The following is a 22,624-nucleotide window of genomic DNA, read 5'->3' as shown; positions in this document are numbered from 1 at the left end:
TCAGTGATCCGCCGGGTAGCGGACGCCGATGCGGTCCCGTACCGCGTCGAGCGTCCGCATCACCGCCAGCGAACCCTCCAGCGGGACGAGCGGCGACTCGGCCTCGCCCGCCCGCACCGCGCGCGCCACCTCGACCGCCTCGTACTGCATGCCCGACAGCCCCTGCGGCCCCGGCCCCGACGTGATCGTCTCCGGCTCCGCACCCGCCCGCCGCAGGACGAAGTGGTCCGGGTGGAAGAAGTCGCGCGGGATGTCGATCCGCCCGGCCGTGCCGATCACGGTGGCCGCCGTCGGATGGTGGCCGACGATCGAGCAGGACAGCAGCGCGGTCGCACCGGACTCCCAGCCCAGCAGCATGCCCGTGTTGAGGTCCACGCCCTCCGGCGACAGCAGCGCGTCGGCCTGGATCCGGTCCGGCTCGCCCAGCAGCAGGTGCGCGAACGACACCGGGTAGACCCCGAGGTCCAGCAGGGCCCCGCCGCCCAGGGCCGGGTCGCGCAGCCGGTGGCCGGGGGCGAAGTCGCCCGCGAAGCCGAAGTCGGCCTGGACGGTACGGATCTCGCCGATCGCCCCGTCCCGGACCAGCTCGGTCAGCCGGCGGACCACCGGGTTGAGGTAGGTCCACATGGCCTCCATCAGGAAGAGGCCCCGCTCCCGGGCGAGCGCCACCAGCTCCTTCGCCTCCCGGCTGTTGAGCGTGAACGCCTTCTCGCACAGCACGTGCTTTCCGGCCTTCAGCGCGAGCGAGGCCGCCGCGTGGTGCGCCGAGTGCGGGGTGGCCACGTAGACCACGTCCACCGTGTCGTCGGCGACCAGCTCCGCCCAGCTGCCGTACGCCCGGGCGATCCCGTGCCGGTCGGCGAAGGCCCGCGCCGAGGCCTCCGTACGCGAGGCGACGGCCACCACCTCGGCGTCGGGGAGCCCCTGTACGTCCGCCGTGAAGGTCGCGGCTATGCCGCCCGTCGCCAGAACACCCCAGCGCACCCTGTCACCCATGCCCGCCACCCCAGCCCGCCCGAAAAAGGTATCGACCACTCCGGTCGAGCTGAGAGCATAGATGCGGATTCAACGATGTGGAGATGAGAATGCCGGAGAGCGGCGGCAGCCGGGCCCAGCGAGCACACATACCCACCTCCGGGACCGGACCCGGAACCGACGCGGCCCTCGCCGCCGGAGCCGATGGCCACCCGGCCGTCCCGCACGGGGACGCGGGCGCCCTCGCCGTCGACCCGGCGGCCCCGCAGGCCACAGCCCCGGCAGGCCTGCCGGGAGCGCCCGGATCCTCCGCCTTGTCCGACCCGGCAGCGAAGGCCGCCCGGCGCACCGGACTCCTGGTCACGCTGGTCCTCGGCGGGCTCACCGCCCTGCCGCCGCTGTCCATGGACATGTACCTCCCGGCGCTCCCCGCCGTCACCGACTCCCTGAGCGCCCCCGCCGCCACCATCCAGCTCACGCTGACCGCGTGCCTGGCCGGGATGGCGCTCGGCCAGCTCGTCGTCGGACCGATGAGCGACCGCTGGGGCCGCCGCACCCCGCTGCTCCTCGGCATGGTCGTCTATGTCCTCGCCACCGCGCTCTGCGCCCTGGCCCCCACCGCCGGACTCCTCATCGGCTTCCGCCTCCTCCAGGGGCTCGCGGGCGCGGCCGGGATCGTCATCGCCCGGGCCGTGGTGCGCGACCTCTACGACGGCGTGGAGATGGCCCGGTTCTTCTCCACCCTGATGCTGATCTCCGGCGTGGCCCCGATCATCGCGCCGCTGATCGGAGGGCAGGTGATGCGGTTCACCGACTGGCGGGGCATCTTCGTCGTGCTGACCGCCGTCGGCATCGTGCTCACCCTCGTCGTGTGGAAGTGGCTGCACGAGACGCTGCCGCCCGCCGCCCGCCACACCGGCGGTGTCACCGACGCCCTGCGCACCATGCGCGGGCTGCTCGCCGACCGGGTCTTCACCGGCTACATGGTCGCGGGCGGGCTCGCCTTCGCCGTCCTGTTCGCGTACATCTCCGCCTCCCCGTTCGTCGTGCAGGAGATCTACGGGGCCTCGCCGCAGACCTTCAGCCTGCTCTTTGGGCTCAACTCCATCGGTCTGATCGCCGTGGGGCAGATCAACGGCAAGCTCCTCGTGGGCCGGTTCCGCCTCGACAAGGTGCTCGGCTTCGGCCTCGCCGTGATCGTGCTGGCCGCCGTCGCGCTGCTCCTGATGACGACCGGCGTCTTCGGCGAGGTCGGGCTCGTCCCCGTCGCCGCCGGACTGTTCGTCCTGATGTCGGCGATGGGCCTCGCGATGCCGAACACCAACGCCCAGGCCCTCATGCGGACCAAGCACGCGGCGGGCTCCGCCTCCGCGCTGCTCGGCACGTCCTCGTTCCTCATCGGGGCCGTCGCCTCCCCGCTGGTCGGCATCGCGGGGGAGGACACGGCCGTCCCGATGGCCGTCGTCCAGGTGGTCTGCGCGGTGGCGGCGGTGGGCTGCTTCCTGCTCCTGTGCCGCCCCTGGCAGCGCGCGGGACGCGAGGCCGGCGGCCTCTGAGGGCCCGAGGAGCCGGCCTGGGAGGGCTCGGCCCGTATGCGTCCGGGCGGTCTCAGCCCGTGCGCGGGTAGCCGATCAGATGCGTGCGGTCCTGCCGGTCGGTCCAGCGGAACACCCCGACCCCCGTCGTCTCCGTCCCCGGCAGCCGGGCGTTGCGCGACAACCGCTCGGTGCTCCAGGTGGCGAAGTCCATCGCGACCGGGAGCCCGCCGCCGGACAGCGCCTCCGAGGCGTCGCGGGCGTTCTCCGCGCCGTACGCGATGCCGTCGTCCGTCACCGTGGCCAGCGTCAGATGTGCGGTGCCGCCCTCGTCCTCGAAGCAGCGGCCCTGCTTCGCCTCCAGGTCGAAGGCCAGGTTCCCGGCGATCAGGTAGTCGCCCGAGGGGGAGAGGACCGCCTGCGGGTAGCGCCCCGGCTTTATGGCCGGCTTGTGGCACTCCACCGAGGTGAGCACCTCCCCGGTCGCCGCGTCGTGCACCGCCCACAGCTCATGGGTCCCCGCCCGCTTGGTCTTCTTCGCGGGCTGCCACTTCGCCAGCACCTGGTCCGGGGTCATCGACGTCACCACGCCGCTGCCCTTCTCGGTCCCCTTGGGCGCCACGTTCCGGCTGAACCAGCCGCCGCGCACCCAGAACTCCCGCGCCCCGCCCAGCAGCAGGCCGTCGGCGGTCTGCCCGTGCACCTCGGTCAGCTGCTTGCAGGCCGGGCATCCCTGGGGATACCCGAGCTTGTCCGCGCGCAGCTCGGTCACCTCACCGGTGACCGGGTCGATCAGGGTGCTGTTCGCCTTCGCGTCGCTGATCACGATGCCCGGCCCGGTCGTGGTCACCTTCGGGGCCCCGGACCACGGCACCTCGACGCGCTGCCGGTTCCCGTTCGTCACGTCGTACAGATCCAGGGCGAGGAAGGTGCTCGACGGGGAGAGGCCGTCGCCGACCTTCCCGTAGGACCAGGTCACGAAGTACTGCCGGTCGCCCTTGGCCACTGTGGCGAGCTTCGGGTAGTGCAGCGGGTCCGGCGGCTGCCAGGCCTGGCCCCGCCAGCCCAGCTCGCCGCTGGCCGTGTCGACCGTGCGCAGCCGGTAGCGGTTGCCCTCGGACCGCTCCAGATAGGCCAGCAGACCCGTCGTATGGGAGACGGCGACATCGGGGGAGGAGCCGATGATCTCCCAGCCCCGGTCCGTCGCGTACTCGGGCGGAACGGTCAGCCGGGTCACCGGACCCGCGCTCGGCAGCACCGGCTTCGCCGTGGCGGTGGCCGCGCCGTCCTTCGTCTCGCCCTCGGGATCGCCGCCGCAGGTCGCCAGCAGCAGGAGCAGGGCGAGAAAGACCACCCCGCCGACCAGCGTCAGCCGCACGATCTTCTGCCTCATGGCTCCCCCGCTGGACCATCTTGATCTGGTGCCGTGCACGCGCGGGTCAGCGTAGCAACAGGCCTCCGGCCACGTGGAGTTCGCCGGATTCCTGTTCCGTACCGGTTACGTGAACCCTTCGTGCGGCTCGTTCGGCCCCCTGTCCCGCCCGCGTACGTCCCTGCGTACCCCCGCCCGCCCCGGCGGAAGCGGAATGCGGCCGACGGGTCGCCTCCGCCTACAATTCGGCGGTGAACGCCACCCTCCCCACCGCACAGTCCCTGCGCGCGGCGCTGGCCGGGCTGCTCGACGGACTGCCGCCCAAGCAGGCCGCGCAGGCCGTCGACCGGCTGATCGCCAGCTACCGCGGGGAGACCCCGACGAACGCCCCGATCCTGCGGGACCGCTCCGACGTCGTCGCCTACGCCGCGTACCGGATGCCCGCCACCTTCGAAGCCGTACGCTCCGCCCTCGACGCCCTCGTCGAGGCCGCGCCCGACTGGACGCCGGCCACCCACACCGACGTCGGCGGCGGCACGGGCGCCGCGAGCTGGGCGGTCGCCGGGGCCTGGGAGGGCCCGGCCACCACCGTCCTGGACTGGGCCGAACCGGCCCTCGCGCTCGGCCGCGAACTGGCCGAGGCGTCCGGCGTGCCCGCGCTGCGCGACGCGCGCTGGGAGCGGGCCCGGATCGGCGCGGCCCTGGAGCTGGCCCCGGCCGACCTGATCACGGTCAGCTATGTCCTCAAGGAGCTGACGGCCGCCGCCAGGACCGAGCTGGTCGACGCGGCCGCCGCGGCCGGGCAGGCCGTGGTGATCGTCGAGCCCGGCACCCCCGACGGCTACGCCCGGATCATCGAGGCCCGCGACCGGCTGATCGCCGCCGGGCTGCGGATCGCGGCCCCCTGCCCGCACAGCGACACCTGCCCGATCACCCCCGGGGCCGACTGGTGCCACTTCTCGGCCCGGGTCAGCCGCTCCTCGCTGCACCGGCAGGTCAAGGGCGGCTCGCTGAGCCACGAGGACGAGAAGTTCAGTTACGTCGTCGGTACCCGCTTCCCCGCCGCCCCGGCGCCCGCCCGGATCACCCGGAAACCGCAGATCCGCAAGGGCCTGGTCCAGCTGGAGCTGTGCACCCGGGACGAGGGGCTGGCCCGCGCCACGGTGAGCAAGCGCCACGGCGAGCTGTACCGGGCGGCCAGGGACGTCGCCTGGGGCGAACCCTGGCCGCCGGAGGACCCCGCCTAGGCCCGCAGCTCCTGCGTACAGCACTTCACGCTGCCGCCACCCTTGAGCAGCTCGCCCAGGTCCATCGGGATCGGCTCGAAGCCCCGGTCCCGCAGCGGATCGAGCAGCCCGGTCGCGCCCTGCGGCAGCAGCACATGGCGCCCGTCGCTGACCGAGTTGAGCCCGAACGCCGCCGCGTCCGCCTCCCGGGCCAGCAGCGCGTCCGGGAACAGCCGGCGCAGCACCGCCCGGCTAGCGGCGGAGAACGCGTCCGGGTAGTACATGATCTCGTCGGCCGCCGTGTCCAGCACACAGAGCGCGGTGTCCAGGTGGTAGTAGCGCGGGTCCACCAGATCGAGGCCGATCACCGGCATCCCGAAGAACTCCTGGGCCTCCATGTGCGACAGCGGGCTGGAGCGGAAGCCGCGCCCGGCCAGCAGATAGGAGGCGGTGACGGCGAAGTCCCCCTCGCCCTCGTTGACGTGCTCCGGCTCCTGGACCTCGGCGAAGCCGTTCTCCCGGAACCAGTCCCGGTGGGCCCCGGCCTCCTCGAACCGCTCCCGGTACGCGAACAGCGCGCCGAGCACCCGGCCGTCGATCACCGTGGCGCCGTTGGCGGCGAAGACCATGTCGGGCAGGTCGGGGCGGGGGGCGAGCAGCTCGACGGTGTGGCCGAGGCTCCGGTAGCGGTCGCGCAGGTCCTCCCACTGGGTCTGGGCCAGCGGCAGGTCGACGGGTTTGGACGGGTCCATCCACGGGTTGATGGAGTAGGTGACCCGGAAGTGCGTCGGTGCGCACATCAGGTAGCGACGAGGGGTGGCGTCACGGTTCAAATCGGGCTCCTCACGATCGGCGGCCGGGGCCGCGGAACGGTGGGATGCGCACGGTCTGTGCGTGAGCCCATGGTGCGCCGTGCGCGCCGGATCCGCAGTGATCCGATCGGGTGGTTCACCGGACGCCGCACAGGACATGATCAGAACGTCACCGGGGCATTCCAAGACGATACGTATCGGCTCGTGCGGGGTAGATTGGCCGCATGGCACCCACCAAGGCCCCCGACTCCAGCCGCCGCAGCGACCGCTCCCGCCGCGCCATCCTCGACGCCGCCCTCGCCCTCGTCACGGAGGTGGGGTACCGGCGTACGACGATCGAGGGTATCGCCGCCCGGGCCGGGGTCGGCAAGCAGACCATCTACCGCTGGTGGCCCTCCAAGGCCGCCGTGCTGATGGACGCCTTCCTGGACCTGGCGGGCCGGTCCGCCGAGGGGGCCGGGTCCGGCGAGGACGCGTCGTCCGACGAGGCCGCCCAGGGCATCCCCGACACCGGTGACCTGGCCGCCGACCTCAAGCTCGTCCTGCGGGCCACCGTCGACGAGCTGAACGACCCGGTGCTGGAGGCCCCCACCCGCGCGCTGACCGCCGAGGGCATCGTGGACGCGAAGCTCGGCGCCGCTTTCGTCCACAAGCTGCTCGACCCGCAGCTCGCGTTGTACGTCACACGGCTGCGGGCCGCCCAGGAGGCCGGGGACGTCCGCGCCGACGTCGATTCCCGGATCGCCCTGGAGCTGCTCATCGGCCCGCTGATGCACCGCTGGCTGCTCCGGACGCTGCCGCTCACCCATGCGTACGCCGACGAGATCGTCGACTACGCGGTGGGCGGGCTCGCCCCGCGACCGTGACGCCGGACCCGCCGTCGTATCCGATATGTGGCGACATCGGGCGTGATGGTGCTCACTCGGTGCAGTGGTGCACGGCCCCGCTGGTGAACTCTGGCCACCCGAACCGCAGGATGGTGCGACCATGGACAGGCAACGCTGAGGTGAACTGCTGAGGTGAGGGGATAGATGGGCGCCGATTCCGGCCGTTTCCGCGGCACAGAGAGCAGGATCTCCCAGTGGCTGCGGCGACGTCCCAAATCATCCGGGGCCGAGACCGACGAGTCGGCCCGGGTGGCCATGCTCCTGGCCGTCGCCGACGCGGGCATGCCGATCGCGCCCGCCGCCCACCCCGTCGGATACCGATGTTCGTGCGAACGCATCGGGTGTCCCACCCCGGCCCGGCATCCCGTCTCCTTCGCCTGGCAGACGCAGTCGACCACCGACCGGGCCCAGATCGAGCGCTGGGCCGCCGGTCAGCCGCAGGCCAACTTCATCACCGCGACCGGCATGATCCATGACGTGCTGGACGTCCCGCTCACCGCCGGCCTCAGCGCCCTGGAGCGTCTTCTCGACGCGGGGATCGACGTCGGCCCGGTCGCGCAGTCCGGCGATGACCGTCTGCTCTTCTTCACCGCCACCCGCGGCACTCCCGAGGACGAGGACGAGTGGTGGCCCTGCGAGCTGGACTGCCATCCCGAGACCATGGACGCCCACCCGGGCCTGCGCTGGCACTGCCGGGGCAGCTACGTCCTGCTGCCGCCCGCCCGGCTCCCCGGTGAGCTGGACGTCCACTGGGTGCGCGGGCCCGAGCACGAGCTGCCCGACCCGCTGACCCTGCTGGAGACCCTCACCGACGCCTGCGCCCGGTACGCGGGCAGCGCCGAGCAGAGCGAGCTGGACCACGACGCGATCGCCTGGCCGCTGAGCCGCTGACTAGCGCTGAGCCGCTGAGTAGCGCGGAGGCGCTGAGCCGCGCTGCTCGCTCTCGGCCGCTGCTCGCCCCTGCCCCGGCTATTCGCCCTGCGCCGCGATCAGGCCCGGCAGCCGGTTCAGCATCCGCACCTTGCCGCCGGAGCCCGTGTCCGCACCGGAACCGGCCCCTGCGGCCCGCGGCGGTACGTGCACCAGCTGGCTGGAGACGCGCTCCTTGGTGAGGGTGCTGTTCACCTCGCCGGTGAGCAGCGCCTTCACATCCGGGTTGATCTCGGGCCGCAGCCCCTTCGCCGCGACCTGCCGTTCGAAGTGCTTGCTGTTGAAGAAGACCAGCGCCCCGCCGTCCTCGGTGCGCAGCCCCAGCGGTGCGAACGTGCTGCCCGTCAGCGGCTGGTCGATGTACTGGTACGAGAACCCCGCCCGCCGTGTGGTGCGGCGCGTCTCGCGCCAGCCGGAGGTCGACGTGGACGGGGTGAACACGTCCGGGGTGCCGTTCTGCAGATAGCCCGTGTACGAGGCGCTCAGGTCCCCGGGCGCCACGGCCAGCTCGTCGTCCTGCGGCTTCACCGGGGTGGCGAGCCCGTCCCCGTCGAGGGCGAACTCCGGCACCTGGGACGCCGGGAGGACGCCGAGGTAGGCCGCCTTCCACTGCGCGTCGGGGCCCGTCCGGACGAACACCACCAGCCAGCGGGTGTCCAGCTTCCCGCCGTCCTGGTCCCGGTTGGAGTCGGTGTCCGCGAGGAACCAGCGCGGCCAGCCCGCCTTCTTGGGGATGACGTACGTCGCGTCGTCCAGCACCAACGGCTTGTGCGCCTTGTTGCCGCCGGGGTTGTACGTCTGCCGCGCCTTCAGCCCGGCCTGGTTGATCGCGCCGAGCGAACCCGTCACCCGGTCCGCGTCCAGCGCCGGATCGAACGCCTTGTCCGCCGCGTTGTAGGCGGCGGTGAAGTCCTTGAGCGCCTGGGCGGCCTCGGACTTCTTCGCCCCGGGCAGCACTTCCAGCTCCCCGTGCACCGTCACACAGCCGGTCGCCGTCACGCACAGCACCGTCGCCGTCGCGAGCCCCGCCGTCAGCCGACCCAGCCCAGGGTGTCTCGTCATCCGTTGCTTCTGCGCCTTCTGCATCCGTCGCCCGCACTGACCGTCGAAACCCTACCGGGGCCGCGGCAGGCGTGCGGGCGCGGACCGGATACAGCGTCCACACCGTGACCTGCCGGCCGGACAAGCCCTGGAACCGCCTCAGTTCTGACGTACCGGCACGATCAGCGGCGTCCCCGTACGGGGGTGCGGGAAGACCTCCACCGGCTGCCGGTAGACCTCGCCGAGCAGTTCACCGCTGAACACCGCCTTGGGCGGGCCCAGTTCCGCGATCCGCCCGTCGTGCAGGACGGCGGCCCGGTCCGCGTACGCCGCGGCGAGACCCAGATCGTGCAGGACGACGACCACCGCGTCCCCGGCGGCGGCCCGCTCCCGGCAGATCCGCAGCACCAGCTCCTGGTGGCGCAGGTCCAGGGCGGCGGTCGGCTCGTCGAGCAGCATCAGCGGGGCCCGCTGCGCCAGCACCCGGGCCAGCGCCACCCGCGCCTTCTCCCCGCCCGACAGCGCCGAGAACGGGCGGGCCGCGAACCGGGTCACCTCCGTCGCCGCCATCGCAGCGGCCACCGCCGCGTCGTCCTCCTCCTCCCGCTCCGTACCCGCCCAGGGCGCCCGCCCCATTCGAACGACGTCCTCCACCGGGAACGGGAAGGACAGCACGGCCGCCTGCGGCAGCACCGAGCGGCGCAGCGCCAGTTCGGGCGCGGACCACGCGGTGGCCGGGCGGCCGTCGATCCGGACCTCGCCGCTCGCGGGGGCCAGATCGGCGGCGAGCGCGGCCAGCAGCGTCGACTTGCCGGCCCCGTTCGGCCCGACCAGGGCGACCACCTCGCCCGCGTGCGCGGTCAGGCCGACGGAGTCCAGCACCTGCCGCTGCCCGAGGCGGACCGAGAGCCCGGCGGCCTCGACGGCGGGGGAGCCGGGCGCGACGGGCGAGGGCAGCTCCCGGGTGCGCACCGCGAACAGATCTCTCAGCGTCCTCATGCCCAACCACCTTGCTTACGACGGGTCCTGCGCAGCAGCCAGAAGAAGAACGGGCTGCCGAAGAGCGCGGTCAGCACCCCGAGCGGCAGTTCGGCCGGGGCCGCCACCGTCCGGGCCGCGAGGTCGCCCGCCACCAGGACCAGGGCGCCGCCGAGCGCGCTGCCCGGGACGAGGAAGCGGTGACCGGGGCCGTTCGCCATCCGCAGCAGATGCGGGACGAGCAGCCCGACGAAGGAGATGATCCCGGCCACGGCGACCGCGGCGGCCGTCAGCAGCGCCACCACCAGCACCAGGACGATCCGCAGCCGCTCCACGTCCACGCCCAGGTGCCGGGCGGGCCGTTCGCCCAGGGCCAGCAGGTCCAGCTTGCGGGAGGAGAACGGGGCGATCAGCAGCCCGGCCAGCGCGCACGGCAGCACGGCCAGCACCTTGGGCCAGGTCGCCTGGGAGAGCGAACCGAGCTGCCAGAAGGTGATCTGGGTGATCTGCGCGTTGTCCGCGAAGAAGATGAACAGCCCGATCAGCGCGCCCGCGAAGGCGTTGACGGCGATACCCGTGAGGATCAGCGTCACGACCTCGGTCCGGCCGCCGGAGCGCGACAGCGCATAGACGAGCAGCACGGTGGCCAGTCCCGCGATGAACGCGAAGACGGTGATGGTCCAGTTGCCGAAGAAGGTCAGGCCGAGCGCGATGGAGGCGACCGCACCGACGGCCGCGCCCGCCGAGATCCCGATCACGCCGGGTTCGGCGAGCGGATTGCCGAACACGCCCTGCATCAGGGCGCCCGCGCAGCCGAGCGACGCGCCGACGAGGATCGCGAGGGCGACCCGGGGGAGCCGCACGTTCCACAGGACGCTCTCGCCGACCCGGTCCAGCGCCTGCCCGCCGAGCCCGATCCGGTGCTGCACGGAGGACAGGACGTCCCCGAGCGGGATGTTGTACGCGCCGATCGCCGCCGACAGCAGACACCCGGCGAGCAGGGCGAGGGAGAGCCCCACGGTGAGCAGATACGCCGTGCTGCGCGAGGACTTGGGGGCGGCTTTCGCCACCGGCCCGTCGGGGGACTTCTCCACGGACCCGGTGCGTTCCTCGTACGAGGTGGTCACTGGCCCTTTCCGCCCTTCGCGTACAGCTGCTCGACGATCTCGGTGAGCACCCGGTCGGTGCGCGGCCCGTAGTTCAGCAGCACGCCGTCGTCGACCGTGACGACCCGGCGGTCCATGCCGGCCGGGGTCTCGGCGATCCCCGGGATCTTCACCAGACCGTCCATGCCGCCGACGGACTCGAACCCCTTGGTCATCAGCAGGATCGCGTCCGGTGCGGCCTTGGCGAGGGCCTCGCTGGTGATGGCGGTGAAGTCCTTGTCCAGACCGGACTCCTTCCCGGCGTCGACCGCGCCCGCCGCCTCCAGCAGCGAACTGGCCCCGGACTCCGCGCCGCCCAGCAGATAGACGGAGGCCGAACCGCGCAGATAGAGGAAGGCGACCCGGGGCTTCTTGCCGTCGGTGTGGTCCGGGATGGACTTCTGGACGTCGGCGATCCGCTTCTCGGTGCGCTCCTTGAGCTCCGTACCGGCCGACGGTACGCCGAGGGCCTCGGCGACGGTGTCGATCCGGCGGCCCACGTCGTCGAGTCCCTTGGCGGGTTCGACGACGAGCAGCGGGATGCCCGCGTCCCGGATCTGGTCGATGGCCTCGGACGGTCCCGTGGTGGTGTCGGCCAGCACGATCGTCGGCTTCAGGGAGAGGACGCTCTCCGCCGAGACGTCGTGGGCCCGGGTCACCACCGGGAGCTTCTCGGCCTGTTCGAAGGTGGCGGTGATGTCCCGGGCGACGACCTGCTTGCCGAAGCCGAGGGTGAAGACGATCTCGCTCAGCGACCCCGTCAGCGGCACGATCCGGTCGGTGGAGTCGATCGTGACCTTCTTGCCGTCCGCCGAGTCGACCGTCACCGGCAGCTTCGGCGCGGGCGCACCGGCCAGCGGCTCGACCCGGTCCGCGTCCGCGGAGCTCTTCGCGGACGCGGACTTCGGCGCCGCATCGCTCCCGCCGCCGCAGCCGGTCAGCACCAGGGCGAAGGCGACGGCGGCGGTGAGCGCGGCGGCAGCCCTGCCCCGGGCCGGGCGACGGCGGGCCGTCGTCGCGGCGTCCGGGCCCGTCGGGGCGAAGTCCTGCGAGATGCGCACTGGGGCACCGTCCTGTCGTTCTGCGGCGTGCGGTCGGCCGTTCGCCGTAACGGCGTGACCGGAAGGGGTTCCGGCCCGGGCTGGGAATACCTTAGGTTAGCCTTACCTATGTATCCAGTCCTTGGAGGGTCCGTCATGCCGTCGTCCAGATCCAGCCGCGCGCTCGCCGTCGCGCTCCTCGCGGTACTGCTGGGGGCCCTGCTCCCCGCCGCCACCGCGCAAGCGGCAAGCCGCACGGTGCAGGGCGGACGGCTGGACTGGGGCATCAAGGCCTCCTTCCAGAGCTATGTCACCGGGCCCATCGCGAACGGCAGTTGGAGCCTGACCGGCGGCGCGGCCACGGTCGGCGGCAGCCAGTTCCGCTTTCACTCGGCGACCGGCTCCTACGACCCGGACTCCGGGGCGTTCAGCTCCGGCTTCTCGGGCGGTGTGCACTTCACCGGCCACAAGAAGGCCGACGGCGGCAACGAGCTGGACCTCACGATCAGCCGCCCCGCGATCCGCATCAGCGGCGGCAGCGGTGTGCTCCACGCGGACATGGTCAGCAAGGAGCGGGGGACCGGCAAGGTCTCCCACCGCTCCCAGGTACCCCTGGCCAAGCTCGGTCTCGGCGGGATCAACATGAAGGGCGGTTCCACCCCCATCTCCCTCACCGACGTCCCCGCCACGCTGACCGCCGAGGGCGCCTCCGCCTTCGCCGGCTACTACACCGAGGGCACCCCGCTCGACCCGGTCAGCCTCTCCGTCGACACCAAGGGCGCCGCCGAGCCGAAGCCGTCCGCCCCGGACGAGAAGAAGGACAAGGCGAAGAAGGACGAGGAGAAGGCGGGCCGCTTCGAGGACGCCGCCGTCGACTGGGGCGTACGCCGCACCTTCCGCGAGTACGTCACCGGCTCCATCGGCCAGGGCAAGTGGACGCTCGCCGACGGCGCCCAGGACGGCGGGGCCCTGTTCCGCTTCCCGCAGGGCAAGGGGACGTACGACGCGAAGAAGGAGACGCTGGACGCCGAGTTCAGCGGCAGCATCCGCTTCGCCGGCGCCCATGACCTCGACCTGAAGTTCGCCGCCGTCACCGTCGCCGTCACCAAGGGCGAAGGCACCCTCTCCGCCGACGTCACCAGCGAGGGCAAGACCACCAAGAACGTCCCGATCGTCACCTTCGGGGCCGAGGACTTCGCCCCGAAGGACGGCCTCGCCGCCGTCACCGAAGCCCCCGCCACCCTCACCGCCGAAGGTTCCAAGGCGTTCGGCTCGATGTACAAGGCGGGCACCGCGATGGACCCGGTCTCGCTCGCCGTGACCGTCGACGAGAAGGCCCAGCTGCCCGCGCTGCCCGACCTCGGCAGCGAGCCGACCGCGGCCGCCGAGCCCGCGGAGAAGGCCGCCGAGAAGCCCTCCGCCGCTCCGGCCGCCGCCTCCTCCGACTCCGGCCCGGGCGCCGGTACCTGGGCGGCCATCGGCGGCGGTGCGCTGCTCCTCCTCGGTGCCGTGGCGGCGTTCTTCGCCCTGCGCCGCCGGTCCGCGCGGCCGGCCCCCGAGGCCGCCGACGCCACCGCGGCCCCCGACTCCCCGCAGACTTCCTGACCCGGCATCCCCCATGTGTGCCTTATGGATCCTCACCCCCTCCCCCCACGCTTCTCTTCCCCCTCCCTCTTCGCTAGGAGACCCACCGACATGGCAGCAACCCGCCGCCCCATAACCCTTGCCGCGGCCGTCGCCACGGCCGCCGTCCTGGGCGCGACCTTCGCCCTCCCCGCCCTCGCGGCCGACAACTCCGAGGCCGCCCCGCCCGCCGCCGCCCCGAAGCTGGAGCTGGTGGACGGCACCCTGGACTGGGGCATCAAGGAGAAGTTCCGCGACTACCTGGTCGGCCCGATCGCGCAGGGCAAGATCACCCTCGCGGACGGCGCCAAGCAGGGCGCGGACAACGGGGTGTTCACCTTCGTCGACGGCAAGGGCTCCTACGACACCGGGACGCACGCCTCCGACACCGCGTTCAAGGGCGGCGTCCGGTTCGAGGGCCACCACGGGTTGCTCGACGTCCAGGTGAGCGACGTCAAGGTCGCCACGGGCCGGGAGACCGGCACGATCACCGCCGACTTCACCAGCAAGAAGATGGACGGCACCGTCGTCAGCAAGAACGACGCACCCATCGCCGACCTGGACATGACCAAGGCCAAGCGGGGCGGCGGCGCGGGCGGCGCGATGGTCTTCGCCGACATCCCGGCCAAGCTGACCGCCGACGGCTCGGACGCCTTCGGCGGCATGTACCCGGTGGGCACCGAGCTCGACCCGGCGACCCTGTCCGTGAAGACCCCGTCGACGCCCCCTACGGACAAGCCGACCGACAAGCCCACGGACAAGCCCACCGACAAGCCGACGGGCAAGCCCACCGAGAAGCCCAGCACCGAGCCCGCCCCGACCGCCTCCGAGACCGCAGCGCCCGTCAGCGGCCCGGTCGTCGACGGCAATCTCGACTGGGGCGTCAGGGAGAAGTTCCGCGACTACGTGGTCGGCCCGATCGCGCACGGCAAGATCGTGACGAGCGACGGCGCGTCCGACAACGGCGACAGCTACCGCTTCACCAAGGCCACCGGCCGCCTCGACGCCGACAAGAACACCCTCGACGCCGCGTTCCAGGGCAAGGTGCGCTTCCTCGGCCACGAGACCAAGGGCGAGTACGTCCTCGACCTGTCCCTCAGCAACCTGAAGGTCGACATCGAGGGCACCTCCGGCACGCTCCTCGCCGACGTCTCCACCAAGGACCAGCACACCGGCAAGGTCAGCAAGTTCACCGGCCGCTCCTTCGCCGACCTGAAGGTGCCCGCCGGCGCGCTCGCCGCGAAGGGCGGCATCGTGAACCTCAAGAACATCCCGGCGACGCTCACCACAGACGGCGCCAAGGCGTTCGGCGGCTTCTACCAGAAGGGCGAGGCGCTCGACGCGCTGAACGTCGCGGTCTCCGTCGACAAGGACGCCCAGCTCCCGGGCGGCTCCACCGGCGGCTCCGGCTCCACCGGCGGTTCGGGCTCCACCGGCGGTTCCACGGCGGGCGGTTCGACCACCGGCGGCGGCACGGTCGGCGGCGGCTCCACCGGCGGTTCGGTCGGCGGCTCCGGCTCCCTGGCGGCCACCGGCTCCGACGTTCCGACCGGCGCCCTGATCGCCGCGTCCGGCGTGGTCGTGGCGGCCGGCGCCGGTGTCGTGATCCTGGCGCGTCGCCGCCGCGACACCACCGCCTGATCCACCCGTACATCCCCGGGGCCGTACCGGCGGCAGCAGTGCTCGCCGGTACGGCCCCGCGGCCATGCCCGCTCAGCTCCCGCGCCGGTGCCCGGCAGTGCTTGAATGCCCTGGTGAACGACTACGACGTACCCCGGGGCATCGACGTCCTGCGGGTGTTCTGCGGACCCGACGGCCGGTACGGCAACGCCCTCGGCGTCGTACGCGACGCAAGGGGCCACCCCGACGAGGCCTCCCGGCAGCGGCTGACCCGGCAACTGGGCTTCAGCGAGACCGTGTTCGTCGACGATCCGGAGCGCGGCCGGGTGGACATCCACACCCCGGGGCTCCGGCTGCCGTTTGCCGGACACCCGCTGGTCGGCGCGGCCTGGCTGCTCGACCTGGAGATCCTGGAACTGGCCGTCGGGGACGTGTTCGCGCGCCAGGACGGCGAGTTCACCTGGATCACCGCCCGCCCCGAGTGGGCCCCGCCGCGCACGCTCCAGCAGTACGCGAGCGCCGCCGAGGTCGAGGCGCTGCCGGGACCGCCGCCCGGCGAGGGCTGGCTCTACGCCTGGGCCTGGGAGGACGAGGCGGCCGGACGCGTCCGGGCGCGGGCCTTCCCGAGGCGGGGCGAGGAGTCGGGGATCGTCGAGGACGAGGCGACGGGGGCCGCGGCCATGCTGCTGAGCGCCCACCTCGGCCGGGCCCTGAACATCACACAAGGACGCGGCTCCCAGATCCTCACCGCACCCGCGCCGGACGGCACGGTGGAGGTCGGGGGCCGCGTCCTGATGGCCGCCCGGGGCTGAACCCGGGCGGCGGTGAGCCGTGGAGCAGCGGTTACGCGCTGAGCGGGAAGACCTCGCCCAGCTCGCGGAAGACCGCGGTGTTCAGCGCGAAGGCGCGCTTGCACTCCTCGATGATGCGCTGCTTCTCCAGGTCGTCCGCGTTCACGCCGTCCAGCAGCTCGCGGTAACCCCGCTTGAAGGCGGCGGGGTTGGTGATCTGCTCGAAGACGTAGAACCGGACGCCGTCGCCCTTGCGCTCGAAGCCCCAGGTCTTCTCCGCCTTGTCGCGGATGATCTGGCCGCCCGACAGGTCGCCCAGGTAGCGCGTGTAGTGGTGGGCGATGTAGCCGGCGGGCCAGGTACGCGCGCACTCCGCGACCCGGGCCGCGTACGCCGCGGTGGCGGGCAGCGGCTCAAGACCCTCGCGCCAGTTCTCCCCGTGCAGGTGGGCGAGGTCGCGCTCCAGCTCGGTGGAGCGCATCAGCTCGGACTGTATGAACGGGCCCGCGACCGGGTCGTTCCGCAGGGCCTGAGCGCCCTCCTCCAGCGCCCGGTACACGAACCACAGCTGCTCGGTGTAGCGCGTGTACGCGTCCACTCCCAGCCGCCCGCCGAGGAGGTCACTCATGAAGGTCGAGGTCTCGGCCTCGGTGTGCTGCTCGTGCGACGCGGTGCGGATGAGCGTCGAGAAGGGAGTGACGGTGGCGGTTGCGTCCAAGGCGGGCCTCCGGGGACCGAGGGGACGGGAAGTCCAGAAACAGACGGAAATATCGGCAGGCGGCCGCCGCGACGGCGCGTGCCGGTACGCCGATCTTCCTACTTAGGCTTACCTAAGTCAACTGGTTCCCGACTGCTTGTCGGTAAAAAACTACGCCACGAGGGGGTGGAGGGCCCGATATCGGGCAGTTCGGGGTGATTGCGGATCGGGTGACTACGGGAGGGTGAGGATCTCCGCTCCGGTCTCGGTGACGACCAGCGTGTGCTCGAACTGGGCCGTTCGCTTCCGGTCCTTCGTCACCACGGTCCAGCCGTCCTCCCACATGTCGTACTCGTGGGTGCCGAGCGTCAGCATCGGCTCGATGGTGAACGTCATGCCCGGCTGCATCACCGTGGTGGCGTGCGGGCTGTCGTAGTGCGGGATGATCAGACCGGAGTGGAACGAGGTGTTGATCCCGTGCCCGGTGAAGTCGCGGACGACCCCGTAACCGAACCGCTTGGCGTACGACTCGATGACCCGGCCGATGACGTTGATCTGCCGCCCGGGCTTGACCGCCTTGATGGCCCGGTTCAGCGACTCCCGGGTGCGCTCGACCAGCAGCCGCGACTCCTCGTCCACGTCGCCGCAGAGGTAGGTGGCGTTGTTGTCGCCGTGCACCCCGTTGATGTACGCGGTGACGTCCAGGTTCACGATGTCGCCGTCGCGCAGCACCGTGGAGTCCGGGATGCCGTGGCAGATGACCTCGTTGAGCGAGGTGCACAGCGACTTCGGGAAGCCCCGGTAGCCGAGGGTCGAGGGGTACGCGCCGTGGTCGACCATGAAGTCGTGGGCGACCTTGTCGAGCTGGTCCGTGGTGACGCCCGGGGCGATGTGCTTGGCGGCCTCCTCCATCGCCTGCGCGGCGATACGGCCCGCGATGCGCATCCGCTCGACGGTGTCGGTGTCCTGGACCTCCGGGCCGGTGTACGGCGTCGGAGCCGGCTTCCCCACGTACTCGGGACGCCGGATGTTTCCGGGGACGGAACGGACGGGAGTGATCTCCCCTGGTACGAGAAGCGACTGGCCAGACATGTCAGCGAGTCTAACCAGCGGCCTCGGGGGCACCATGGCGACAAGGAAAGGAGCAGTCGATGGCCCTGTTCAAGAAGCGCACGGTCGGCAAGCCGGGCGAGTGGTACTACTGCCTGGAGCACAAGAAGGTCGAGGAGGGCCCGGAGTGCCCGGCGCTGAACCGTTTCGGCCCCTACACCTCCCGCGAGGCGGCCCAGCACGCGATGGACACAGCGCGCGACCGCAACCTGGAATGGGACACGGACCCGAAGTGGCACGACGAGGACAAGGGCGACCGATCAAGCCCGTCCGGGGGTAACCCCAGCCCGTCCGGCGATTGAGGACATCTTTCAGCCCCTCCGGCGCTTGAGGAGCGGGGCGCGGGGCGCGGGGCGGAGCCCCGGACCGGGTCACCCCTCCACCCGGGCCTCCCGCCTCCGCACCGCATCCTCATCCGTCTCCGAGTCGTACCGCACCAACTTCGGCAACGCGGCCGTCAACAGCACCACCGACGCCACGCACGCCACCCCGCCCGTCCAGATCGCCGACCGGGTCCCGGTCCAGCCGGCCATCGCCCCGGCCCGCACCTGACCCAGCTGCGGCCCGACGCTGTACGACAGCACCTCGATGCCCGCCAGCCGCCCCCGCAGCTCCTCGGGAATCGTCTGGTTCCAGATCGTCGAGCGCCCCAGCCCGCTCAGCATGTCGCCCGCCCCCGCCACCGCCAGGCAGACCAGCACCACCCACACGCTGGAGAACCAGCCCGCCGCCGCGATCGCCAGACCCCACGCCGCCGCGCCGAACACCACGAACAGCCCGTGCCTGCGCACCCGGCTCGTCCAGCCGCTGGTCAGCCCCAGCACCAGCGAACCGACCGAGCCCGCCGCGTACATCAGCCCCAGCGACCACTCCGCGTCCAGCTCGTCCGCCAGGAACGGGAAGATCGTGTTCGGGAAGGCGAAGAACATCGCCGCCAGGTCGATTGCGTACGTCCCCAGCAGCACCGGCCGGCTCCAGGCGTACCGGGCCCCCTCCACGATCCCGCGCAGCGACGGCTTCGCCGCCTCCTTGGCGGGCGGTGCGGGGGAGAGCCGCAGACACAGCACGACGGAGACGGCGAACGTGCACACCGTCACCGCGTACGCCGTGCCGTGACCGGCGTACGCCACCACCAGACCGGCCAGCGCCGGGCCTGCGATCGCCCCGATCTGCCAGCGCAGCGAGTTCAGCGCGGCCGCCGCCGTCTGCTGGGCGTGCGGCACGATCCGGGCCATCAGGGAGTCCAGCGCGGGCCGCTGGAGCCCGGCGAGCGCGGAGACCCCGCCGGCCACCACGTACAGCGGCCACAGCAGCGGCTCCGGGAGCAGGGCGTTGACCAGCAGGATCGCGGCGAGCACCCCGAGCCCCGCCTCGGTGAGCAGGATGACCCGGCGGCGGTCCACCGAGTCCGCGAGCGCCCCGCCGTACAGCCCGAAGACCACCAGCGGCACCAGCTCCACCGCGCCCATCGCCCCGACCGCGAGCGGGGAACCCGTGAGGTCCTTGATCTGGAGCGGCAGCGCGATGAGCGCCATGAAGCTGCCGAAGTACGTGATCAGGCCCTGCACCCACAGCAGCCGGAAGTCCGGCGAGGAACGCCACGGCGCGAGATCCGGCAGCAGGGCGCGCAGCCGCCCCGGCGGCGGCGGGGGCGAGGGAGAGGCGGGGGGTGGGGGAGGTGCTGAGGTCACGAAGGGCCATGATCCGCACAACGGGGTGTATCGGGCAAGCGAGTTTCCGGCCCGCCCCCGTTACCAGCGGGCCGGCGGCGGCTGGGTCAGCCGGTCGGCCAGCGCGGAGAGCCGGTCCCGGAACGTGTGCCGCCCGCCCGCCGGAGGCCTCCCGTTCTCCCCGGCGGCCGCGCTCACCAGGTGCTGCACGATGTCCAGGTCCACCTCGTCGTCCCCGCCGACCACCAGCGACTCGTGCGCGAGCCCGCCGACCTCGGGGTCGCCGCCGTCCAGGGTGAGCACCCGCGCCCCGGCCCGCCGGGCGTCGTGCACCCGCTCCAGCAGGCCTTCGCCCGGCCGCTCCGGCGCGACCAGCAGCACCGTCTCGCCCCGCCCCGCCGCCGCGATCCGGCCGAGCCCGACCGCCAGGTGCGCGGGGTCGCCCGCCGCCACCCGGTGCCGTACGAGCGTGGGAGCCAGCTCGGGCAGCCCCGACCAGGCGGACTCGTCGGACAGATGGGCCGCCAGATGCCACGGCTCGTACGCCTCGGTCCCCGCCAGCAGCAGCCCGCCGCCGCGCGGGACGACGGAGGAGCGCAGGGCCAGCGCGAACCGGCGGGCGTCCTGCGGCCACCGGGTCCCGGCCAGCACATCACGGAGCAGGGCGACGCGTACGGCATCCATGGCCCGGCATCCTGCCCGGGCCCGCCGCCCCGGCCATCCCTGTCGGCCCTCCCCTCACCCGAACGGGGGACCCGGCGGAAACGGAACCGGAGAGCGGAACCGACGGGCGGAACCGGGACCGGACCGAGGCCGACCGAGGCCGACGGGGCGGCCTCCCCGCCTCCTACCTGGCAGTAGGGTCGGCCCATGACTACACAGGACAGCGGCAGCGCGCCCAAGCCCCCCGCCAAGGACCCCTGGGACCTCCCCGACGTATCCGGCCTGAGCGTCGGCGTGCTCGGCGGGACCGGACCGCAGGGGCGCGGCCTCGCCTACCGGCTCGCCCGCGCCGGACAGAAGGTCACCCTCGGCTCCCGGGACGCGGCCCGCGCCGAGCAGGCGGCGGCCGAGCTGGGCTTCGGTGTCGAGGGCGCGGACAACGCGGAATGCGCCCGGCGCAGCGACATCGTGATCGTCGCCGTGCCGTGGGACGGCCACGCCAAGACGCTCCAGTCCCTGCGCGAGGAGCTCGCGGGCAAGCTCGTCATCGACTGCGTCAACCCGCTCGGCTTCGACAAGAAGGGCGCCTACGCCCTCAAGCCCGAGGAGGGCAGCGCCGCCGAGCAGGCAGCGGCCCTGCTGCCGGACTCCCGGGTGACCGCCGCCTTCCACCACCTCTCGGCCGTGCTGCTCCAGGACGAGTCCATCGAGGAGATCGACACCGATGTGCTGGTCCTGGGCGAGGCGCGCGCCGACACGGACCTCGTCCAGGCGCTGGCCGGGCGGATCCCCGGCATGCGGGGCATCTTCGCCGGCCGCCTGCGCAACGCCCACCAGGTCGAGTCGCTGGTCGCCAACCTGATCTCGGTCAACCGCCGCTACAAGGCCCACGCCGGACTGCGCACCACCGACGTCTGACCGGGCCGGCCCCGGCGGGCGCTCCGGCAACGTGTCCGGGCGCTCCCCGGGACGGGGCACAACGGGGCATGGGGGACACTGGACGGGACCGTGACCGTTCCCGGCAGGGAGCGCGACCCGTTCCCGACAGGAGCCGACCCCCATGCCCCGCATCGCTCTCTACGCCCTCGTCGTCTGCGTCCTCGCCGTCGTGGCGGCCGTGGTCTCCTTCGCCCAGGGCAGCCTGCTCGGGATCGTCTGGGTGCTCATCGCGGGTCTCTCGTCCAACATGACCTGGTTCTACGTGCGCAGGCACCGCCTGGCCGCCGCCCCCGGCGCGGGCTGAACCACCCGCCGCTCCCCGCTCCACCGCTCCCCGCCTCCGCCAATCAGGTCGAGCCCACGCCTCCCCGGGCGTGCCCCGGCCGGCCGACGCCGCCGGGGGCCGAGCATGTGACGGCCCTGCCACGGACGTGGCGGAACCGGACGAGGGAGGCCGTGTGGCAGACGCGAGGGACGACGTTTCGGGGTCGACCGTACAGACGGGGGAGCGGACCCAGGGCTTCTGGGAGGAAGTGCGGGACGCCGTCTCGACCCGGGCCGCACTCGTCATGCTCGGGGTGCTCCTGCTGCAACTGGGCTTCGCCCTCTCCTACATGGGCGCCTTCCACGCGCCCGAGCCGCACCGGGTGCCGATCACGCTGGTAGCCCCGCCCGCCGTGGAGGGTGACCTGGTGGCCCGCCTCGACGAGCTGCCCGGCGACCCCCTGCGGGTCACCGCCGTCCAGGACCGCGCCGAGGCTCGCGCGCGGCTGCTCGACCGCCGTACGGACGCCGCCCTCGTCGTGGACCCGGCGAGCCGCACCGACACCCTGATCGTGGCGTCGGCGGGCGGGCCCTCGGCCACCGCGGCGGCCACCGAGATCCTCCAGGAGGTCGCCCGGGCGGAGAACCGGACGATCGTCGTCCGAGACGTCCGCCCGCCCGCCGCCGGAGACTCGCGGGGCCTTTCCTCCTTCTACATCGTCCTCAGCTGGACCATCGGCGGCTATCTCGCGGCCTCGGCCCTGAACATGGCGGCCGGTTCCAAGAAGCCCACCCTGCGCCGCACCCTCGTCCGGCTGGCGGCGATGCTGCCGTACGGCTTCGTCTCGGGCATCGGCGGCGCGATCATCGTGGGCCCGGTGCTGGACTGCCTGCCGGGCGCGTTCTGGGAACTCGTCGGGATCGGCACCCTCGTGGTGTTCGCCTCCGGCGCGGTGGGCGTCGCCCTCCAGTCGGTGGCGGGCACGATCGGCCTCGGCCTCACCATCCTGATCTTCACGATCCTGGGGAACCCCAGCTCCGGCGGTGTGTACCCGTCCTCGCTGCTGCCGCCGTTCTGGAGCGCGATCGGCCAGGCGCTCCCGCCGGGCGCAGGGACGACCGTGGTGCGCAACACCGTCTACTTCGACGGCAACGCCACCACCGGCGCCCTCTGGATTCTCGGTGCCTGGGCCTTCGGCGGCGTCGTGGTCGCGATTCTCGCCGCCGCCGTACGGGCGTCCCGGGCGGCTCGCCCCGCCGCCCCGGCGGTCTGACACGGCGACCCGGCGGTCTGACACGGCGACCC

Annotated in this window: 22 protein-coding genes; 11 read left to right on the top strand and 11 right to left on the bottom strand. The window is 72.7% G+C overall.

From position 1 onward, the window contains the following. Complete coding sequence (locus tag WQO_RS09180; protein WP_010057629.1) at positions 1–996, bottom strand: Gfo/Idh/MocA family protein; 996 nt, start codon at positions 994–996, stop codon at positions 1–3. Positions 997–1,085: 89 nt separating this feature from the next. Here WQO_RS09180 and WQO_RS09175 point away from each other — a divergent pair, with 89 nt between their 5' ends. Beyond that, positions 1,086–2,531: a multidrug effflux MFS transporter gene (locus tag WQO_RS09175; RefSeq protein ID WP_058953926.1), complete on the top strand. Its 1,446-nt coding sequence runs from the start codon at positions 1,086–1,088 to the stop codon at positions 2,529–2,531. Between the two features lie 52 nt (positions 2,532–2,583). Here WQO_RS09175 and WQO_RS09170 read toward each other — a convergent pair whose 3' ends face one another. Then, the gene (locus WQO_RS09170) at positions 2,584–3,903 is read right to left on the bottom strand and encodes a hypothetical protein (RefSeq protein WP_010057632.1); all 1,320 of its coding nucleotides are present in this window, start codon (positions 3,901–3,903) and stop codon (positions 2,584–2,586) included. A 230-nt stretch (positions 3,904–4,133) separates the two neighbouring features. Between WQO_RS09170 and WQO_RS09165 the strand changes: the two genes are divergently transcribed. Beyond that, complete coding sequence (locus tag WQO_RS09165) at positions 4,134–5,129, top strand: small ribosomal subunit Rsm22 family protein (protein ID WP_010057633.1); 996 nt, start codon at positions 4,134–4,136, stop codon at positions 5,127–5,129. Here the strand turns inward: WQO_RS09165 and ddaH are convergent. Beyond that, positions 5,126–6,043, bottom strand: coding sequence for a dimethylargininase (gene ddaH / locus WQO_RS09160; protein WP_470433562.1), 918 nt, complete (start codon positions 6,041–6,043; stop codon positions 5,126–5,128). The genes WQO_RS09165 and ddaH overlap by 4 nt on opposite strands. A 101-nt stretch (positions 6,044–6,144) precedes the next feature. Between ddaH and WQO_RS09155 the strand changes: the two genes are divergently transcribed. Further along, positions 6,145–6,786 carry a TetR/AcrR family transcriptional regulator gene (locus WQO_RS09155; RefSeq protein WP_010057636.1) on the top strand — a complete coding sequence of 214 codons (642 nt, stop codon included), beginning with the start codon at positions 6,145–6,147 and terminating at the stop codon, positions 6,784–6,786. A 165-nt stretch (positions 6,787–6,951) separates the two neighbouring features. Then, the gene (locus WQO_RS09150; protein WP_010057638.1) at positions 6,952–7,698 is read left to right on the top strand and encodes a bifunctional DNA primase/polymerase; all 747 of its coding nucleotides are present in this window, start codon (positions 6,952–6,954) and stop codon (positions 7,696–7,698) included. A 78-nt stretch (positions 7,699–7,776) separates the two neighbouring features. Here the strand turns inward: WQO_RS09150 and WQO_RS09145 are convergent, their stop codons facing one another. From WQO_RS09145 to WQO_RS09130, 4 genes are all read right to left on the bottom strand, one after another. Continuing rightward, positions 7,777–8,799: an SCO2278 family lipoprotein gene (locus tag WQO_RS09145; protein WP_029182005.1), complete on the bottom strand. Its 1,023-nt coding sequence runs from the start codon at positions 8,797–8,799 to the stop codon at positions 7,777–7,779. A 138-nt stretch (positions 8,800–8,937) separates the two neighbouring features. Further along, positions 8,938–9,777 (bottom strand): heme ABC transporter ATP-binding protein, encoded by an 840-nt coding sequence (locus tag WQO_RS09140; protein WP_010057640.1) that lies wholly within the window; start codon positions 9,775–9,777, stop codon positions 8,938–8,940. After that, entirely contained in the window at positions 9,774–10,883 is a 1,110-nt protein-coding gene (locus WQO_RS09135; RefSeq protein ID WP_010057641.1) for a FecCD family ABC transporter permease, read from the bottom strand. Before WQO_RS09135 ends, WQO_RS09140 begins: the two co-directional genes overlap by 4 nt. Next, complete coding sequence (locus WQO_RS09130) at positions 10,880–11,962, bottom strand: heme/hemin ABC transporter substrate-binding protein (protein WP_010057642.1); 1,083 nt, start codon at positions 11,960–11,962, stop codon at positions 10,880–10,882. The genes WQO_RS09135 and WQO_RS09130 overlap by 4 nt, the downstream gene beginning before the upstream one ends. Before the next feature lie 135 nt (positions 11,963–12,097). On the opposite strand from WQO_RS09130, the gene WQO_RS09125 reads away from it, so the two are divergent. The 3 genes from WQO_RS09125 to WQO_RS09115 all read left to right on the top strand — a co-directional run bounded on the left by WQO_RS09125 (position 12,098) and on the right by WQO_RS09115 (position 15,996). After that, positions 12,098–13,546 (top strand): HtaA domain-containing protein, encoded by a 1,449-nt coding sequence (locus WQO_RS09125; RefSeq protein ID WP_010057643.1) that lies wholly within the window; start codon positions 12,098–12,100, stop codon positions 13,544–13,546. 90 nt (positions 13,547–13,636) lie between these two features. Further along, the gene (locus WQO_RS09120; RefSeq protein ID WP_010057644.1) at positions 13,637–15,205 is read left to right on the top strand and encodes an HtaA domain-containing protein; all 1,569 of its coding nucleotides are present in this window, start codon (positions 13,637–13,639) and stop codon (positions 15,203–15,205) included. Between the two features lie 113 nt (positions 15,206–15,318). Beyond that, positions 15,319–15,996: a PhzF family phenazine biosynthesis protein gene (locus WQO_RS09115; protein WP_010057645.1), complete on the top strand. Its 678-nt coding sequence runs from the start codon at positions 15,319–15,321 to the stop codon at positions 15,994–15,996. A gap of 31 nt (positions 15,997–16,027) precedes the next feature. On the opposite strand, the gene WQO_RS09110 is transcribed toward WQO_RS09115, so the two are convergent. Next, on the bottom strand, positions 16,028–16,693 hold the full coding sequence (locus tag WQO_RS09110; protein ID WP_010057646.1) for a biliverdin-producing heme oxygenase: 666 nt from the start codon (positions 16,691–16,693) through the stop codon (positions 16,028–16,030). A gap of 213 nt (positions 16,694–16,906) precedes the next feature. Then, positions 16,907–17,764 (bottom strand): type I methionyl aminopeptidase, encoded by an 858-nt coding sequence (map, locus tag WQO_RS09105; RefSeq protein ID WP_010057648.1) that lies wholly within the window; start codon positions 17,762–17,764, stop codon positions 16,907–16,909. Positions 17,765–17,823: 59 nt separating this feature from the next. Here map and WQO_RS09100 point away from each other — a divergent pair, with 59 nt between their 5' ends. Continuing rightward, positions 17,824–18,084 carry a hypothetical protein gene (locus WQO_RS09100; protein ID WP_010057650.1) on the top strand — a complete coding sequence of 87 codons (261 nt, stop codon included), beginning with the start codon at positions 17,824–17,826 and terminating at the stop codon, positions 18,082–18,084. A 69-nt stretch (positions 18,085–18,153) separates the two neighbouring features. On the opposite strand, the gene WQO_RS09095 is transcribed toward WQO_RS09100, so the two are convergent. Together WQO_RS09095 and WQO_RS09090 are read right to left on the bottom strand one after the other, a co-directional pair. Next, complete coding sequence (locus tag WQO_RS09095; RefSeq protein ID WP_029182006.1) at positions 18,154–19,473, bottom strand: MFS transporter; 1,320 nt, start codon at positions 19,471–19,473, stop codon at positions 18,154–18,156. Between the two features lie 60 nt (positions 19,474–19,533). Further along, positions 19,534–20,136, bottom strand: a complete 603-nt coding sequence (locus WQO_RS09090; protein ID WP_010057652.1) for a hypothetical protein — start codon at positions 20,134–20,136, stop codon at positions 19,534–19,536. Positions 20,137–20,322: 186 nt separating this feature from the next. On the opposite strand from WQO_RS09090, the gene npdG reads away from it, so the two are divergent. The 3 genes from npdG (at position 20,323) to WQO_RS09075 (ending at position 22,592) form a co-directional block, all read left to right on the top strand. Beyond that, positions 20,323–21,033: an NADPH-dependent F420 reductase gene (npdG, locus tag WQO_RS09085; RefSeq protein ID WP_010057653.1), complete on the top strand. Its 711-nt coding sequence runs from the start codon at positions 20,323–20,325 to the stop codon at positions 21,031–21,033. A 142-nt stretch (positions 21,034–21,175) separates the two neighbouring features. Next, positions 21,176–21,358 carry a hypothetical protein gene (locus tag WQO_RS09080; RefSeq protein ID WP_010057654.1) on the top strand — a complete coding sequence of 61 codons (183 nt, stop codon included), beginning with the start codon at positions 21,176–21,178 and terminating at the stop codon, positions 21,356–21,358. Positions 21,359–21,512: 154 nt separating this feature from the next. Beyond that, positions 21,513–22,592: an ABC transporter permease gene (locus WQO_RS09075; protein WP_010057655.1), complete on the top strand. Its 1,080-nt coding sequence runs from the start codon at positions 21,513–21,515 to the stop codon at positions 22,590–22,592. Positions 22,593–22,624: the final 32 nt, after the last annotated feature.

It is taken from the genome of Streptomyces globisporus C-1027 (genome assembly GCF_000261345.2).
GTDB classification, from domain to species: Bacteria; Actinomycetota; Actinomycetes; order Streptomycetales; family Streptomycetaceae; genus Streptomyces; species Streptomyces pakalii.
The sequence above is the reverse complement of the archived record's forward strand: the minus strand, read 5'-3'. Positions and strand labels throughout refer to the sequence as shown.